The sequence below is a fragment of the Rhizobium sp. BR 314 genome, from assembly GCF_047445805.1.
GTDB lineage: Bacteria > Pseudomonadota > Alphaproteobacteria > Rhizobiales > Rhizobiaceae > Rhizobium > Rhizobium lusitanum_B.
This window is the reverse complement of the sequence record NZ_JARWLA010000006.1, coordinates 305,685-322,090: the sequence shown is the minus strand read 5'-3', so window position 1 is coordinate 322,090 and position 16,406 is coordinate 305,685. Positions and strand designations below refer to the sequence as shown.

At 60.7% G+C, this 16,406-nt stretch carries 16 protein-coding genes; 5 read left to right on the top strand and 11 right to left on the bottom strand.

Translation table 11 applies throughout. From position 1 onward, the window contains the following. Positions 1-207: 207 nt before the first annotated feature. The gene (locus QD461_RS11720) at positions 208-1,098 is read right to left on the bottom strand and encodes a BadF/BadG/BcrA/BcrD ATPase family protein (RefSeq protein ID WP_414087914.1); all 891 of its coding nucleotides are present in this window, start codon (positions 1,096-1,098) and stop codon (positions 208-210) included. Beyond that, the gene (gene murA / locus QD461_RS11715) at positions 1,095-2,351 is read right to left on the bottom strand and encodes a UDP-N-acetylglucosamine 1-carboxyvinyltransferase (protein ID WP_414087913.1); all 1,257 of its coding nucleotides are present in this window, start codon (positions 2,349-2,351) and stop codon (positions 1,095-1,097) included. The genes QD461_RS11720 and murA overlap by 4 nt, the downstream gene beginning before the upstream one ends. Positions 2,352-2,591: 240 nt before the next feature. On the opposite strand from murA, the gene QD461_RS11710 reads away from it, so the two are divergent. Both QD461_RS11710 and QD461_RS11705 read left to right on the top strand, forming a co-directional pair. Continuing rightward, on the top strand, positions 2,592-3,452 hold the full coding sequence (locus QD461_RS11710) for a MurR/RpiR family transcriptional regulator (RefSeq protein ID WP_414087912.1): 861 nt from the start codon (positions 2,592-2,594) through the stop codon (positions 3,450-3,452). Between the two features lie 114 nt (positions 3,453-3,566). Continuing rightward, positions 3,567-4,343: an SDR family oxidoreductase gene (locus tag QD461_RS11705; RefSeq protein ID WP_414087911.1), complete on the top strand. Its 777-nt coding sequence runs from the start codon at positions 3,567-3,569 to the stop codon at positions 4,341-4,343. 17 nt (positions 4,344-4,360) lie between these two features. On the opposite strand, the gene nadC is transcribed toward QD461_RS11705, so the two are convergent. The 5 genes from nadC to QD461_RS11680 all read right to left on the bottom strand — a co-directional run bounded on the left by nadC (position 4,361) and on the right by QD461_RS11680 (position 9,507). Continuing rightward, positions 4,361-5,218 (bottom strand): carboxylating nicotinate-nucleotide diphosphorylase, encoded by an 858-nt coding sequence (gene nadC, locus QD461_RS11700; protein WP_414087910.1) that lies wholly within the window; start codon positions 5,216-5,218, stop codon positions 4,361-4,363. 1 nt (position 5,219) lies between these two features. Beyond that, the gene (locus QD461_RS11695; protein ID WP_414087909.1) at positions 5,220-6,761 is read right to left on the bottom strand and encodes an L-aspartate oxidase; all 1,542 of its coding nucleotides are present in this window, start codon (positions 6,759-6,761) and stop codon (positions 5,220-5,222) included. Then, the gene (nadA, locus tag QD461_RS11690; protein ID WP_414087908.1) at positions 6,758-7,729 is read right to left on the bottom strand and encodes a quinolinate synthase NadA; all 972 of its coding nucleotides are present in this window, start codon (positions 7,727-7,729) and stop codon (positions 6,758-6,760) included. The genes QD461_RS11695 and nadA overlap by 4 nt, the downstream gene beginning before the upstream one ends. Positions 7,730-7,798: 69 nt before the next feature. Beyond that, a complete protein-coding gene (locus QD461_RS11685; RefSeq protein ID WP_414087907.1) occupies positions 7,799-8,701 on the bottom strand; it encodes an NUDIX hydrolase in 903 nt (300 codons plus the stop codon). Between the two features lie 113 nt (positions 8,702-8,814). Next, positions 8,815-9,507 (bottom strand): GntR family transcriptional regulator, encoded by a 693-nt coding sequence (locus QD461_RS11680; protein ID WP_414087906.1) that lies wholly within the window; start codon positions 9,505-9,507, stop codon positions 8,815-8,817. Positions 9,508-9,733: 226 nt separating this feature from the next. On the opposite strand from QD461_RS11680, the gene araD reads away from it, so the two are divergent. Beyond that, positions 9,734-11,470 (top strand): L-arabinonate dehydratase, encoded by a 1,737-nt coding sequence (gene araD / locus QD461_RS11675; RefSeq protein ID WP_414087905.1) that lies wholly within the window; start codon positions 9,734-9,736, stop codon positions 11,468-11,470. Between the two features lie 18 nt (positions 11,471-11,488). Continuing rightward, complete coding sequence (locus tag QD461_RS11670) at positions 11,489-12,214, top strand: ribonuclease activity regulator RraA (RefSeq protein ID WP_414087904.1); 726 nt, start codon at positions 11,489-11,491, stop codon at positions 12,212-12,214. A gap of 52 nt (positions 12,215-12,266) precedes the next feature. Here the strand turns inward: QD461_RS11670 and QD461_RS11665 are convergent, their stop codons facing one another. The 3 genes from QD461_RS11665 to QD461_RS11655 form a co-directional block, all read right to left on the bottom strand. Next, positions 12,267-12,836, bottom strand: a complete 570-nt coding sequence (locus QD461_RS11665; RefSeq protein ID WP_414087939.1) for a DUF922 domain-containing Zn-dependent protease — start codon at positions 12,834-12,836, stop codon at positions 12,267-12,269. Positions 12,837-12,906: 70 nt separating this feature from the next. Next, positions 12,907-13,482, bottom strand: a complete 576-nt coding sequence (gene recX / locus QD461_RS11660) for a recombination regulator RecX (RefSeq protein WP_414087903.1) — start codon at positions 13,480-13,482, stop codon at positions 12,907-12,909. A gap of 160 nt (positions 13,483-13,642) precedes the next feature. Then, positions 13,643-14,677: an aldo/keto reductase gene (locus tag QD461_RS11655; protein WP_414087902.1), complete on the bottom strand. Its 1,035-nt coding sequence runs from the start codon at positions 14,675-14,677 to the stop codon at positions 13,643-13,645. A 93-nt stretch (positions 14,678-14,770) separates the two neighbouring features. On the opposite strand from QD461_RS11655, the gene QD461_RS11650 reads away from it, so the two are divergent. Further along, positions 14,771-15,673, top strand: coding sequence for a LysR family transcriptional regulator (locus QD461_RS11650; RefSeq protein WP_414087901.1), 903 nt, complete (start codon positions 14,771-14,773; stop codon positions 15,671-15,673). 45 nt (positions 15,674-15,718) lie between these two features. Here QD461_RS11650 and QD461_RS11645 read toward each other — a convergent pair whose 3' ends face one another. Beyond that, entirely contained in the window at positions 15,719-16,378 is a 660-nt protein-coding gene (locus QD461_RS11645) for a peroxiredoxin (RefSeq protein ID WP_414087900.1), read from the bottom strand. Between the last annotated feature and the right edge of the window lie 28 nt (positions 16,379-16,406).

Sequence of the window (16,406 nt, the reverse complement as noted above, 5' to 3'; positions counted from 1 at the left end):
GCCGGGCCTGCCGTTGCAAAGTTCGGTTCTCAACAAAGCGGATAGCTGACATCAGCTAAGGCGCGACTGGCCGTTTCGGCTTCGTTCCGCACCCATTCCCTGTTTACCTTCGTTAATATTATGTCCATTTATTCCATAAGTCAATCCAAAATGGAATAAAATATTCCAATATGGGCGTACATAAGAAGCCATGCGCATTCCCGTCGCTCAATGCTGACAGATCGCCCTTCTGGCGAGGATGATGGCGCCCGACACGGCGTCGCCGTCGATCGGCTTGAGGCTGCGTCGCACATCCGGCGCAAGCCATGGTTCGAGCGGACTGGCGAGGCCGCCAAGCAGGCAGACACGCGGCGATCCCTTCTCGAAAAGGGTCCGGATCAACGTGTCGATATGCCCAGCGGCGCCCTGGACGATACGCCGCGCCACGGCGTCGCCCTGATCCGCATGGCGCAGCACCATGGGCGCGAACGTCGCATAATCCGTCGCCGATGCCCGATCCATCCAGGCAACGGCCTCCATCGGATCGTTCTGAAAACGCTGCAGGATCTCGCTCAGCAACGCCGTCTTTTGCTCACGGCCGTCATGGGCGCGCAGCGCGAGCTGCACCGCCTTTAGCCCCAGATAAGCGCCGCTGCCCTCGTCGGAGATCGGGAAGCCGTAGCCTCCCACCCGCAATTGCCGCCCCTCGACAAGACCGAGGCCTATGGATCCGGTACCCGCAATGACGATTGCTCCGTCGCGGCCTGAATGAGCCCCAAGACAAGCCCCCTCCCCGTCGCTAACGAATGTGATACTGGCGAAGGGATGTTCTATGGCCTTGAGGGCAGCCAGAGCTCCCTTGCGGCCAATGCCCGCCAAACCGATACCCGCGTGGATGCTGCCAATATCGGCAGCGGTCAAACCTGCCTCTTCAATTGCAGCGTCGAATGCTCTGGAGATGGATGCCCAAGCCTCATTTATGCCAAGCCGCGTCGTCGCCGGTCCGGAGAGCCCTTGCCCCAGCACGGTGCCGGCGCCATCCTCGATGCGGGCGCGGCAGCCGGTGCCTCCACCATCGACACCCAGAAAATAAGGGGTGCTGCTTGCCTTGTCGCTCATGACGTCAGCCGTTCGATATCGGCGCCGCAGAGGCGAAGTTTGCGATCGAGTTGCTCATAGCCTCGATCGAGATGGTAGACGCGATTGACGATGGTCTCGCCTTGCGAAACAAGCGCGGCCAGCACGAGAGAAACCGAGGCGCGGAGGTCCGTCGCCATCACCTGCGCTCCTTTGAGGGGAGCCCCGCCCCGCACCAGCGCTGTCGTGCCCTGCAGCGTTATGTTGGCGCCAAGCCGTATCAGCTCCGGCACATGCATGAAGCGATTTTCAAAGACAGTCTCACGGATCAGGGACGCACCCTCGGCGCAGCAGGCGAGCGCCATGAATTGCGCCTGCAGATCGGTCGGGAAGCCCGGATAGGGTTCCGTGGTAAGATCGGCGCCTTTGAGCTGCCCTTCTCGTGACACGACGAGGCCACGATCGCTCGGCCACACGCTGACGCCCATGGCTTCCAGCGCTTGGACAACCGAGGCAAGGTTTTCCAGCCGGGCGTGGATGAGTTCGAGCTGCCCACCGGTAATTGCGGCGGCAACCGCATAGGTACCAGCTTCGATGCGATCGGGAATGCCGTGATGTTTCGCCGGTCGCCAGTTGGTGTCGCCGTCGATCAGGATGCGGTGCGTGCCCGCCCCTTCGATGCGCGCGCCCATGGCACTCAGACACGCGGCAAGGTCTGCGACTTCGGGCTCGCGGGCTGCGTTCAGAATCTCCGTTTCACCCTTTGCGGCACAAGCCGCCATCATCACCGTCTCGGTCGCTCCGACCGAGGGAGAACTCAGCACGATGCGAGCTCCCTTCAGCCCATTTGGGGCGGAAGCAACAATCAGGCCACTTTCGATGGCAATATCGGCGCCGAGGGATGCAAGCGCCTTGATATGCATGTCCACTGGGCGGGCGCCGATAGCGCACCCCCCCGGCAGAGACACACGGGCATGACCGAAACGGGCAAGCAGCGGCGCCAGCACCAGAACCGTTGCCCGCATGCGCCTCACCGTATCATAGGAGGCTTCCTTGGAGACGATGGCGCTCGGATCGATCATTGTGCTTTGCGCCGTTCGGGTGATCCGTGCGCCGTGCAGCGCGATGACGCCGAGCATGTTCTCGACATCGCTTACCGAGGGCAGGTTGGTGAGTTCCAGCGAATGCGGGCTCAAAAGAGCAGCCGCGATCTGCGGCAGGGCGGCATTCTTGGCGCCCGAAATCGTCACGGCTCCTTGCAACCTTTTGCCGCCGGAGATGCGAAGTTTATCCATAATCCGAAACCCGTTAAGGCGAGATGCGCAATACCGAGGATTCCGCCATCCGCTTCCCTTTGAAGACTATTCGATCATTCCATCCTGTCAATTATCATTGGAATTTTTTATTCCAATTCCCTGTGCTAGTCTCTCATCGCTTGAAGCACGGTTGCCGTGCCTTGCCCGAATGCTATTTTGAGTACGTGGGTGATGATATGTGAACCGCCTCGATCGATCGAGGGGACCCAAAAGGACCAAATGTCTATCCTGAAGAAAATCAGCGCGCAGCTTGAAACCATGGCGCCCGCCGATCGCCAGATCGGGCAGTTCATCGTCGAGAACCCTGACCAAATGCTGCGGCTTTCATCGGCAGCACTCGCGGTCGAGACCGGGCGCAGCCAGTCGAGTGTCGTGAAGTTCAGCCAGAAGCTCGGCTATGCCGGCTATCAGGAACTGAAGCTCGCCGTCAGTGAGGCGAAAGCCCAGGAATGGCCCACACCGGCCGGCATGATTCACGGCACGATTGAAGTCGGTGACGGCTATCTGACCATTCTGCAGAAGCTGTTGAGCAGCAAGCTGCAAGCCATGCAGCAAACCATTTCGGTCAACAATGAAGGCGATATCGACAAGGCACTGGAGGCTCTTCATGATGCCAGGCGCATTCATCTGGCTGGCGTCGGCGCCTCCTCGCTGGTCGCCCGCGATTTTTCCTACAAACTGATGAAGCTCGGCCGCAATGTCCTGCATGACAGCGACAGCCATGTTCAGATGGCGAACGCATCGACGCTCGGACCGGACGATCTGCTCTTTGCTCTTTCCTATTCCGGCGCCAGCATTGAAACGCTGCGGATCGCCGAGCTTGCGAGCCAGCGCAAGGCGACCGTCATCGCCGTGACCGGCTTGCAGGACAACCCGCTCGCCCGCGTCGCCGACATCTGCCTTCACACCGTCGGCGACGAAGATCGCGTCCGCTCCTCGGCGATCACCGCGCGCGACGCACAGCTGATGCTGACCGACTTGCTGTTCATTCTATTAGTGCAGCGCCAGCCCGACGCCAACGACTATGTCCACAACAGCGAGACGGCCGTTTCGGTGCTGAAAGCCAAGCGGCTTTCTTAAACGGTCAAAAGCCGCATGCTACGCAGTAAACAAGCTGTGACGACGGCGAGCCTATACGGCTCGGATTTCCGCATCTAGCTTGCGAACCTTTCGCAACGCAATCGGAGACATGTCATGGATCTTGGCCTCAAGGGTAAAGTCGTTCTGATCACCGGCGGTTCGAAGGGCATAGGCTATGCCTGCGCCGAGCTCTTCCTGCAGGAAGGCGCACGCGTCGCAATCTGTTCGCGCTCGCAGGCCAATATAGATGAGGCGCTTGCCGAGCTTCCCGGTGCCCGCGGTTACGCTGCCGACCTGACATCGGACGAGCAGGCGCTTTCAGTCGTGGACAAGGTCGAAGCGGAAGTCGGCTCGATCGACATCCTCATCAACAGTGCGGGTGCCGCAGCACGCACGCCGGCTGACGATCTGACGCCGGCGATCTGGCGCGCCGCGATGGATGCGAAGTACTTCTCCTACATCAACGTGATCGATCCCCTCATCAAACGCATGGGTGCACGCGGCTCTGGCGCGGTGATCAACATTATCGGCAATGGCGGCAAAGTCGCCTCGCCCGTGCATCTTGCCGGCGGATCGGCCAATGCCGCTTTGATGCTCGCGAGCGTCGGGCTTGCCAATGCCTATGCCAGCCGCGGTGTGCGTGTTGTCGGTCTGAACCCCGGCATGACCGAAACGGATCGCGTTGCCGAAGGCTTGAAGGCGGCGGCAAAACTTGCCGGCTCGACAGAGAAGGAAGCACTGGCCGACGCCCTGAAGCGCATCCCTATCGGCCGTATGGCCAGCCCCACCGACATCGCCAATGTCGTCGCTTTCCTGAGTTCGGACAAGGCAGGTTACGTCACCGGCGTCGTGATCAGTATGGACGGCGCACAGGTGCCGATCGTGGTCTGAACTCAAAATCGGCGGCTCTAAGCCGCCGATCTCCAATCGAGCCCGATGTCGAGCGTCGGCGCGCTATGCGTCACCCAGCCGACAGATATGAGATCGACGCCGGCTCCGGCTATCGCGCCGGCAGTCTCCGGCGTGATGCGGCCCGACGCTTCGGTGATCGCCCGCCCCGCGACGATATCGACCGCCTCGCGCAATTGGGCAGGAGTCATATTGTCGAGCAATACGGCGTCGACGCCTTCGCGCATCGCTTCGCGAAGCTGCTCCAGAGTATCCACCTCGACTTCGATCTTGACCATGTGCCCGACGCCCGCCTTGGCGCGGCGGATTGCTTCAGCAATGCCACCAGCAATGGCAACGTGATTGTCCTTGATCAGAACCGCGTCATAGAGCGCGAAGCGATGGTTCATGCCACCACCGGCTCGGACTGCATATTTCTCCAGGGCTCTGAGACCTGGCGTCGTCTTGCGTGTGCAGACGATCGAAGCGTTCGTACCTGCGATGGCCTCGACGATACCGCCGGTCACGGATGCGATGCCGGACAGGTGGCCAAGGAAGTTCAATGCGGTGCGCTCAGCCGTCAGCAGGCCACGCGAAGGTCCTTCGATCATTGCGATCACATCACCAGGTTTGACTTTCGTCCCATCCGGCAAGTGACGGGTCATGACGATGCTGGGATCGACCAGTTGGAAAGCAAGCTCGGACGCATCGAGGCCGGCGACCACGCCCGGTTGGCGCGTCACCATCGCCACACGGGACCGATGTGCGGCGGGGATGACCGCTGTGGTCGTGACGTCACCGGCTAAGCCGAGATCTTCCAACAGCGCATTGCGCACCAGTGGTTCGACGATGAGGCGCGGGAGGGGAGCGAGGGTCATGTCAGGCACTCCGTGCAAGGGAATTGAAAGTCATGGAGGATGCGATATCGAGCGCATCCGACAGGTTCAGGCGGCGGCGCTCCGAATCCGGCAATTTCAAGGGAAAATCCGTGCGGGCATGTGCCCCGCGCGACTCCGTCCGCAAACCGGCGAAGACTGCAATCAGCAGGGCAACGAGAGCAGGATCGGCTGCGGGGCCGTCTCCATCGGCAAGCGGCAGCAGCGCTACGATCGCACCTTGAATGGACCCGGCATTGCGCAGCACGCCGAGATGGCTGGAGACGATCGGTCGAACCAGCGACGCGTCAGGCGCGGCAACATTCATCTGCCGTTGCGGCACCTTGACCCGGTTCGCAACGATACCGGCGATGTCGCGCCCCGTGCGCAGACCCATGACCGCGGCCTCAAGGAGCGAGTTGCTGGCAAGCCGGTTGGCTCCATGAAGGCCTGTCGATGCGGCCTCACCGATCACCCACAGGCCACTCACGGAACTGCGACCTTGCTCATCCGTGGCGACGCCGCCCATGTGATAGTGAACAGCCGGACGCACGGGAATGAGATTTCGCGATGGATCAACGCCAGCTTCACGGCAAAGTGCATCAATAACGGGAAACCGCCTGGTGAAACTGTCGCCAAGCGCCTGGCGGGCGTCGAGATAGACCCGGCCGCCGCGCGCGATCTCGGCGCTAATGGCGCGCGCAACGACATCGCGCGGCGCAAGCTCTGCCCCCTCGACGCCAGCCATGAAACGCTCGCTTCTTTCGTTCAGCAGCGTGGCGCCTTCGCCGCGAACGGCTTCGCTGACTAGCGCCAGCGGCCAGCGGCGGCTGTCGAGTGCGGTTGGGTGAAATTGCACGAACTCCATGTCGGCCAGCAGAGCGCCTGCCCGGGCGGCCAATGCAATGCCCTGCCCGAAATTGCCGGTCGGATTGGTCGTCGCATCGTAGAGACCGCCGATGCCGCCAGTAGCGAGCACGACGCGAGAGGACGGCAAAATAACTGTGCCCCTCTCGGTTGCGCACGCCAGGCCAGCAATGCGGTCGCCGTCGAGCAGCAAGCGCCTTGCCTCATAACCTTCGAGGATGGTGATCGATGGTGTCCGAGCGGCGGCATCCACGAGCGCGCGAACGATGGCCGCACCCGAACCGTCTCCCTTGGCATGCACGATGCGGCGCAGCGAGTGAGCCGCTTCGAGCCCCAAGGACAATGCGCCTTCGCCGTCGCGATCGAATGCAACGCCCGCCCGCTCGAGTGCAGCGATGGCAGCCGGTGCTTCAGCGAGGATTCCCGCCGCCACCTTCGCATCGCAGAGTCCGTCGCCGGCAGCGAGCGTATCGGCCAGATGCAGCGCGGCACTATCATCCTTGCCGATGCTGGCGGCGATGCCGCCCTGCGCCCAGGCGCTTGAACTTTCCCCACCAAGTGCCGCACGTGTCACGATGACGGTCGGTTCCGGCGCGAGCGTCAAGGCCGCCATCAGCCCGGCAAGGCCGCTGCCAACGATGACGACGCGGTCTTTCAATCCTTCGAGAATCTCGCTCATATCGCCAACATCCTTTCCACGGCACGGCGGGCGTCTGCCGCAATTGCGGAGTCGACCGTTACCTCGTGCCGCCCTTCCTCCAGAGCCTTGCGGATATTGCCGAGCGTGATGCGCTTCATATGCGGGCAGAGATTGCATGGCCGGACGAATTCCACATCCGGGTGATGGACGGCGACGTTGTCGCTCATCGAGCACTCGGTCAGAAGCACGACGCGGGACGGACGCTTCTTGCCGACATAGTCGGACATGACGGCCGTCGAGCCTGCGAAGTCTGCCGCCTCGACGACATCGGGCGGGCACTCCGGATGCGCAAGGACTGTTACACCGGGATAGTTCTCGCGAAGCTGGCGAATGTCATCCGCGGTAAAGAGCTCATGAACCTCGCAGTGCCCGTGCCAGGCAATGAGTTCGACATTGGTTTCGCGCGCGACGTTGCGCGCCAGATACTCGTCCGGAAGCATCAGCACCTTCGGCACGCCGAGTGATTCGACCACTTGCTTGGCATTGCCCGAGGTGCAGCAGATATCGGATGCCGCCTTCACCGCCGCCGACGTGTTGACATAGGTGACGACCGGAGCGCCCGGATGGGCCTGCCGCAGCAGAGCAATGTCCTCCGGCGTGATCGATTCCGCCAGCGAACATCCAGCCTTCAGATCCGGGATTAGAACCGTCTTGGTCGGGTTCAGCAGCTTGGCGGTCTCGGCCATGAAATGCACGCCGGCAAGGACGATGACGTCCGCATCGACCTCCACAGCCTTGCGGGCCAGCGCAAGACTGTCGCCGACGATATCGGCAACACCATGGAAGATTTCCGGCGTCTGGTAGTTATGCGCGAGAATGACGGCGTTGTGTCGCCGCTTCAGTTCAAGGATCGCCTCGACATCATCCTGGAATGTCAGCCATTCGGCCTTGGGAATGACGCGGCTGACGCGCTCGTAAATAGAGGATGCGGATATGGGAAGATTCATGGCCGGCTCCTAATTATGCTCATATTGAGTATATTTCGCGCAAATAGATATTCTCAATGTGAGTACATGTCAATTGCGGGAGAGCGGCAATTTCGTTCCGGCGAGCTCGCGTTCCTCGAGGACGGCGCGGCGGAAGCGGAAGAGCTTTGCCGGACGACCGCCGGTCTCGCTCTCGGTGCCGCCGCTTTCCTCCACCAAGTCCTGCTGCTCGATCAATCTGCGGAAATTCTGCTTGTGCAGGGTCAGACCAGCCAGCGCCTCGACGGCCCTCTGCAATTGCAGAAGTGTGAAGGTCTCGGGCATAAGCTCGAAGACAACTGGGCGATACTTGATCTTGGCTCTCAGCCGCGCCATGCCGGTGGCCAGGATGCGGCGGTGATCTGCAAACATGGGGCGACCGAATGCGTGCGATTGATCGCAGCGCGCCTCGACAACGAGGCCTGCCTCATAGAGCAGTTCATAGCGCTGCAGGACGAGATCTTCGTTCCAGGTGGCGCCGTTCAATCCAAAATCGAAGTCGGCGCGGCGGCGGCGCCCATAGGCCCTGGCTGCATCGTCTGCCACCCATGGCGCAAGCCGGGCGGCAATGTCGTCAAGGATCGCCGGCCTGCCTTTTCGGTGATCTTCCCAGGGGAGATATTCGTACCAGCCGTGCCAACCCGGCAAGCCAGCACCAGGTGCCGCCTGTTCACGCACGAGACCGAGATAGCTGATCGAAATCGTTCGGCCGCCGAGGATCTCGTTATTCCGATCACGGTCGGCGAAGGTGTAGAGTTGCTCGAGATAACCGACCGGATGAGCCGTCTGCTCCCTGATCCATTCGCGCAGCCCGCTCTGCAGCGTTCGATGCCCGAGTTCGAACGGACCTGATGGCAAGGCCTCGCCGGACCGCACCGTCATCACCCTGGGATCATTCCCCGTGACAGCCGTCAGAACCGCGATCAGTTCGGCATGCGCAAGCCCGATGGTCAAGCAAACTCCCTCGTCATGTCAATCCCATGCTTTCTCGCATGAAGCGGCGCGCAAGCCAATGCGTGCGGCAGCTCGGTCCACATCTCCCGGCAATTTTAAGGGGTTGATTGGGCCTATCGGCTCACATAGTCCGGATGCTGCTCGCAGATCAGATCGACGATCGACAAGGTGCCGGACAGATGCTCGCGCATGGCGGCAACCGCCGTCTCCGGATCGCCCAAGCGAACGGAATCGACGATGCCCTGATGATCGCCAATGATTTGCTGCAGCTTGCCCGGCATCGGCAGGTTCAGCATGCGCAGCCGATCAAGATGCACGCCTTGGCGCCGCACGGTCAACCACAGGCCCAGAATATCGGCTCTCTCGTAGAGCACCCGATGAAAATCCTTATCGAGGGTGTCGAAGAGATCATAAGTCTCCGGCGACATGACGCGCTTCTGCCGGGTCAGAACCACTTCCAGAGCCTCTGCGGTCTCGGCAGGCGATTCCAGCGTCAGCCGGCGCACAGCCTCAAGCTCTATCGACAGCCGCAGGAAGTGGGCCTCGGTCGCATTGCTTACATCGATGCGCGAAACAACGGTCGCATATTGCGGATAGACCTCGACCAGCCCCTCCTCCTCCAGGCGGATCAGGGCGTCGCGCACCGGCGTCTGGCTGACATTGAACTCGCTTTGCAGCGAAATGCGCGACAGCACCGTCGTTGGCGGCAAGGCCATGGAAAGAATACGCGAACGCAGGATTTCCAGGATCTGCGGCGCCACCTGGCGAGAACGATCCAGCGCGAATTCTTTCGGGTTAAGTTTCACCGGCGGCCTTTCTGACTGAGAATGTCGATCCATTAAGCACAGCTTCGGGCTTGATGCACTGATACATTAGTGCTTTAGTCCGTTTCTGCCAACGTCCTTTCTTGCAGTTGGCGCAATCGGGAGGATTGAGCGAACAGGCGTCGCAGCCAGCAATGGGAAATCAGCAAATGAAGCGACACTTGCGCCACTCGGTTCTGCCCATCGTCACGAACAAGGCTTGAACACAATGAACAGCAGGAAGAAGCCCTCGGAACTGCGCAGCGCCAGATGGTTCGCCCCGGACGATCTCAGAAGCTCCGGACATCGCTCGCGCACGATGCAGATGGGCTACGCCCCCGAGGAATGGATCGACAAGCCTGTTATCGCCATCCTCAACACCTGGTCAGACGCCAATCCCTGTCATGCCCATTTCAAGCATCGCGTCGAGGATGTGAAACGCGGAATCCTGCAAGCCGGCGGCTTTCCGCTGGAGCTACCCGCGCTGTCGCTGTCCGAGAGCTATGTGAAGCCGACCACCATGCTCTATCGCAACATGCTGGCCATGGAAGCCGAAGAGCTTCTGCGCTCGCACCCCGTCGACGGTGCGGTGCTGATGGGCGGTTGCGACAAGACCACACCCGGTCTCGTCATGGGGGCGCTCTCGATGGGCCTGCCGATGATCTATCTGCCAGCCGGCCCGATGCTGCGCGGCAACTATCGCGGCGAATATCTGGGATCCGGCTCGGATGCCTGGAAATTCTGGGATGAACGCCGCGCCGGCACCATTTCGGAGAAAGAATGGGTCGACGTCGAGGCCGGTATCGCCCGATCCTATGGCCACTGCATGACCATGGGCACAGCGAGCACGATGACGGCGATCGCCGAGGCATTGGGTCTGACATTGCCCGGCGCCAGCTCGATCCCGGCACCAGACGCCAATCATATCCGCATGTCCTCGGCCGTCGGTCGGCGCATCGTCGAGATGGTGTGGGAGGATCTTGTTCCCGCGAAGATCGTCACTGCGGCGGCCGTCAACAACGCCGTCGCCGTCGCGATGGCAACGGGCTGCTCCACCAATGCCGTCGTGCATCTGATCGCGATGGCCAGGCGCGCCGGCATCAACCTTTCGCTCGACGACCTCGACCAGGCCGGACGCGCAACGCCAGTGCTCGCCAATATCAGGCCAACCGGCAAGGCCTATCTGATGGAGGATTTCTATTATGCCGGCGGCCTGCGGGTGCTGATGGCGAAGCTTTCCTCCAAGCTCGATCTCTCCGCGCTTACCGTCTCCGGCGTCACCCTCGGCGAAACACTGGAGGGTGCAAAATGCTACAATGACGACGTAATCCGCTCGCTCGACAATCCGGTCTATCACGAAGGGTCGCTGGCGGTACTGAAGGGCAATCTTGCGCCGACAGGCGCGGTCATCAAGCCTGCCGCCTGCGACCCGCGCTTCCACAAGCATCAGGGACCGGCACTGGTCTTCGACAGCTATCCGGAGATGAAGGCGGCAGTCGACAATGAAGACCTCGACATCACGCCTGATCACGTCATGGTGCTGCGCGGCGCCGGTCCACAGGGTGGCCCGGGCATGCCCGAATGGGGCATGCTTCCGATTCCGAAGGCTCTGCTCAAGAAGGGGCACAGGGATATGCTCCGCCTGTCGGACGCGCGCATGAGCGGCACCAGCTACGGCGCCTGCATCTTGCACGTTTCGCCGGAATCCCATGTCGGCGGCCCGTTGGCGCTGCTGCGCAACGGCGACATCATCCGCCTCGATCTCGAAGCGCGGCGCATCGACATGCTTGTCGACGAGGACGAGCTGCAGCGGCGACGCGACGCCTGGGTCAAGCCGGCCGAAAAATTCGGCCGCGGCTATGGCTGGATGTTCTCGCGCCACGTCGCACAAGCCGATACCGGCTGCGATTTCGATTTCCTGGAAACCAGTTTCGGCCCAACGCCGGGGGAACCCGACATCTATTGATCGTAAAGGATATATCGCATGAGCAATTATGTGCTGAGCAATGAGACGCGCGACAAGCTGATGGGCGTGGCGACACCGACGATCGCCACCGCGCTGTTCCGGCGCGGCCTGCGCAACCAGTTCATTCAGGATGTGCGCCCGCTCTCACCGAAGAAGGTGAACATGGTCGGCCAGGCCTTCACGCTACGCTATATTCCGGCGCGCGAAGATCTGAATACACTCGAAGTCTTCCGCAACCCCGAGCATCCGCAGCGCGCCGCTGTCGAGCAATGCCCTCCAGGCTTCGTGCTGATCATGGATAGCCGCAAGGATGCGCGGGCCGCCTCGGCAGGCTCCATTCTGGTCTCTCGGCTGCAGGTACGTGGCGCAGCCGGTGTCGTGACCGATGGCGGCTTCCGTGACAGTCCGGAAATCGCAGCCCTCGATATCCCCTCCTATCACCACCGCCCTTCCGCGCCGACAAACCTGACATTGCATCAGGCGATCGAAATCAACGGCCCGATCGGCTGCGGCGATGTGGCGGTTTTCCCCGGCGACGTTCTCGTCGGCGACAATGAGGGCGTTATCGTCATCCCCGCACATCTTGCCGACGAGATTGCCAGCGAGACGGTGGAGATGACGGCCTATGAGGACTTTGTGACCGAAGAGGTCATGAATGGCGCGACCATCATCGGCCTCTATCCGGCAACCAGCGATGCTCCGAAACTCAAATTCGCCGAATGGCGGAAGCAGAAGGGCCGATAAAGCCACGTTAGGTCACGCAGCCGGCGGGTACAGCTGGCTGCGGTTGCCTCAGTTACTCTTCTTTGACGAGCTTCAGAACGAGCTGCTGGAGGTTGCCACCATCACTGAACTCGACCTTGTCGAAATCGCTGTTACGCCGCCGCTCCTTGTTGGAAATCTCACCGAGCCGCCTCGTCAGTTCTACACGGATCTTGCTGCATTTCGGATCATTGGGCACGGCAAAGCCGACGCTCATGGCCTCGATTTCCTTGACCATGTCCTTGATGTAGCCACCATGCACGCGCTCATGCGCCTCGACGCCGGCGATGAACCTCTGCCAGCTTTTGCGTGTCGATGCCGGCAATTGCGCCGAAGGCTTCGGCAATGTGTAGGAGATGATCAGTTTCGGTATGTTAACGGTGATCTTGCAAGCGCCACCCGGTTGCGGCTCGTATTTCCGCGTCCAGGTCAGCTTGAAATCGGTATGGGCAATGGCCCTGACCTTCGGTCCGAGTAACGGGCCACGTTCGCCGATGGAGTCGTAAAGCTCGCGGCCGGATGTTCCAGAAATCGCGTATGTCTTGGTCGTTTCCGTGGCCTGCCAGTCGGCATGAGCCGCCATCGGCAAAGAGGCAATTGCCATCGCCGCTGCAAGTGATCGAATATCTGCTTTCACGAACTTCCCCTGCGCATCCTAGTCAAGCGCGGCAAAGCTAACGGTTGCCCCCCGCCATTTCAATGAGCATCGAGCCTCCGAAGGCCGACGCCGATTGCAATAGCTCTTCGGCGTCCTCTCGCTCCATGTCGAAAACTCGTCTACCAACGGCAAAGCTGAAGCCGTTGCGGGCAAAGGCGGACAGTTCTTTTGATTTGCGCTTCTCATCGAGGTCACCGCGCCGGAAAGGCCCGAAGCCGCGCTTCCTGGCGAAGATGACGGCGGAATGGAGATCATCGACCTCCTCGACTGCCGCAACGACTGTTTCGCCATCAATGCCCTTGGATGCAAGTTTGAAGGCGATGGCCTTCTTCGATTTACCGGACCGAACCGCTGAGCGCGTGCTGATTTCGGCGAAGGCGACATCGTCGAGCACCTTCAACTCATAAGCGAATTTGACGGCAAAATCGGCGAGTGCCTTGACCTGCGTCTCGCTGATATCCTCGAATTTCTGCTTTGACTTCTTGGCGATCGCGTCGAACAGTTGCTTTTCCGTCATCATCCGACGTTCGAGGCGGTAGATCGTGGAGTTGCGTGCCCAGGAAAGCATGCGGCTGGTCGGCGTTTCATCCATGGAAAATGGCATTCGGCAAGAGAGGAATCAGTATTGCAAAACTAGCCGACCCGTTCTGCTTGGGCAACGAAAGCCACCCCACCTGAAGCGGCCTTACGACAAGCAGTCGGAGCGCTTCGCATTTCCGTGAAAGGCGAAGCGCTCTAAACACTACCCCCGATCAGACAAGCGGCGGGTTCAGCCGGGCAAACCCCTCCTGCCGTCGATAGGGGAAATAAGGATAGGGTGCGGCGACAGCGCTCACGTTATCGAGCTTCTCGATCTGCTGCGCAGAGAGCGTCCAGCCGATCGCGCCGAGATTCTCCCGCAATTGCTGCTCATTGCGAGCGCCGATGATCACGCTCGTAACGGTCGGTCTGTTCAGCAGCCAGTTCATGGAAATCTGCGGCACACTCTTGCCCGTTTCTGCCGAAATCTCGTCCAGCGCATCAACGATATCGAAGAGCTTCTCGTCATCGACCGGTGGTCCAAACGAGGCGGTCTCGTGCAGGCGGCTGGTCTCCGGCAATGGCTGACCTCGACGGATCTTGCCCGTCAATCTGCCCCATGCAAGGGGGCTCCAGACCAGCGCCCCGACCTTCTGATCCACACCGAGCGGCATCAGTTCCCATTCGTAGTCGCGGCCCGCCAGCGAGTAATAGACCTGATGGGCGATGGGGCGGACATAGGAATGCCTTTCCGAAACGGCGATCGATTTCATCAGCTCCCAGCCGGCAAAATTCGAAGCACCGACGTAGCGGACCTTTCCCGCCTTTACGAGACCATCGAGTGTGGAAAACGTCTCCTCCAGGGGCGTCGAGGCGTCGAAAGCATGCAACTGCAACAGGTCGATATAATCGGTGCCGAGGCGGCGCAAAGCGGCCTCGACCGATCTGATCAACCGGGAGCGCGAAGCACCCCAATCTGCCGGCCCATCGCCCATGGGTAAACCCAGCTTGGTCGAAATCGTCACCGCGTCTCGCATGCCACGCACCGCCTGACCGAGAATTTCCTCGGAGGCACCGGCCGAATAGACATCTGCAGTATCGAAGAGAGTAATGCCCGCCTCGAGGCATATATCGACGAGACGCCGTGCCTCGTTGGCATCCGTGGATCCCCACGCGCTGAATAACGGCCCGCTACCGCCGAACGTGCCGGCCCCAAAGCTCAACGTCGATACTTTCAGGCCGGAGGCACCAAGTGTTCTGTATTCCATCGTCCAACTCCTTTGCTATTACGAATAGATAGACGCGGTGCGCATGCTGATATAGATTGCCCGCAAGAAAGAGATTTGTGATTTGAATTCATCATGAGCCGTCAGGATGTCAATCGCTCCGGTGAAATGGAGGTCTTCGTCCGCGCCGTGGAGCTGGGTGGTTTCACCGCCGCTGCAACGGCGTGCGGGATGACGCCCTCGGCGGTCAGCAAACTTGTTACCCGGCTGGAAAAACGGCTGGGCGCCCGACTGATCAATCGCTCCACCAGACGGCTGCAGCTGACACCCGAAGGCTGCGGATTCTACGAACGCAGCGTCACGATCCTTGCGGATATGGCTGAAGCGGAACGCCATGCTTCGGCTGGCGAGCAGGTGGCGGGATACATCCGCATCAATACAAGCGGCTCCTTCGGCAATCACGTGCTGGCTCCGCTCGTTCCGATCTTCATGGGACTCTATCCAAAGGTCTCACTCGAGATCGTTCACACGGATCGGATCGTGGATTTGATGGAGGAGCGTGCGGATGTTGCCATTCGCACGGGACCATTGAAGAGTTCGAGCCTCATTGCACGCAAGCTCGGCGCGACACGCAATATGATTGTTGCATCACCGGACTATTTGCGCCGGCACGGTATTCCGAACTCGCCGGCCGAAGCCGAAAGGCACAGTCGTATCGGCTTTTCCTATTCCCGGGCGCAGGAGGGCTGGCCCGTAAAATTCGGTGACCGGCTGATGACGCTACCAGTAACGCGCAGATTGCAGGTGAGTGACGGTGAAGCCATGCGCCACTTGGCGCTCGCCGGCGCCGGTATTGCGCGTCTGGCTGCCTTCGCCATCAAAGCCGACCTCGAGGCCGGGCGTCTGGTTCCTGTCCTCGAGGAACTCAACCCCGGCGATATCGAGGAATTCTACGCCGTTTACATCGGCCAGGGCGGTCCGCTGCCGGCACGTGTGCGCGCGCTGCTCGAATTCCTCAGCGAAAACGTCAGGCTATGAAAGTGATGCGGCCTGCATGGCCGCATCACTCAGTGTCCCGCGCGCTCAACCGGCAGGTTGGCGGGTCTTGCGCAGATAAGGCAGGACCGCATCGAACGATCCGAAACGCGTGATCGCATCCTCGTTGGAAACGGCTGCGGTGATGATGACATCCTCCCCCTGCTGCCAGTTGGCCGGTGTTGCCACCTGATGCTTGGCCGTAAGCTGGATCGAGTCGATTGCACGGAGAATTTCACCGAAGTTGCGGCCCGTGGTCATCGGATAGGTAAGGATCAGCTTGATCTTCTTATCCGGGCCGATGACGAAGACGGAGCGAACCGTGGCATTGTCCGCCGGCGTACGCCCTTCCGAACTTTCACCGGCGCCGGCCGGCAGCATGTCATAGAGCTTGGCGACCTTGAGATCCTTGTCGCCAATCAGTGGATATTCGACGTCGAAACCGGTCGCAGTCTTGATGTCGCTCTTCCACCTGCTGTGGCTTTCGACCGGATCGACGGAAATGCCGATCACCTTGACGCCACGCTTGGCGAACTCCTGCTCCAGGCCCGCCATAGCGCCGAGTTCCGTCGTGCAGACGGGTGTGAAATTCTTCGGATGGGAAAACAGAACGGCCCAACCGTTGCCGATCCAGTCGTGGAACTGAAGTTCGCCCTGTGTGGTGTCGGCGGTGAAATCGGGAGCGATATCGTTGATGCGCAAACTCATTACCTTACCTCCAAAATAGCGGCCTTGC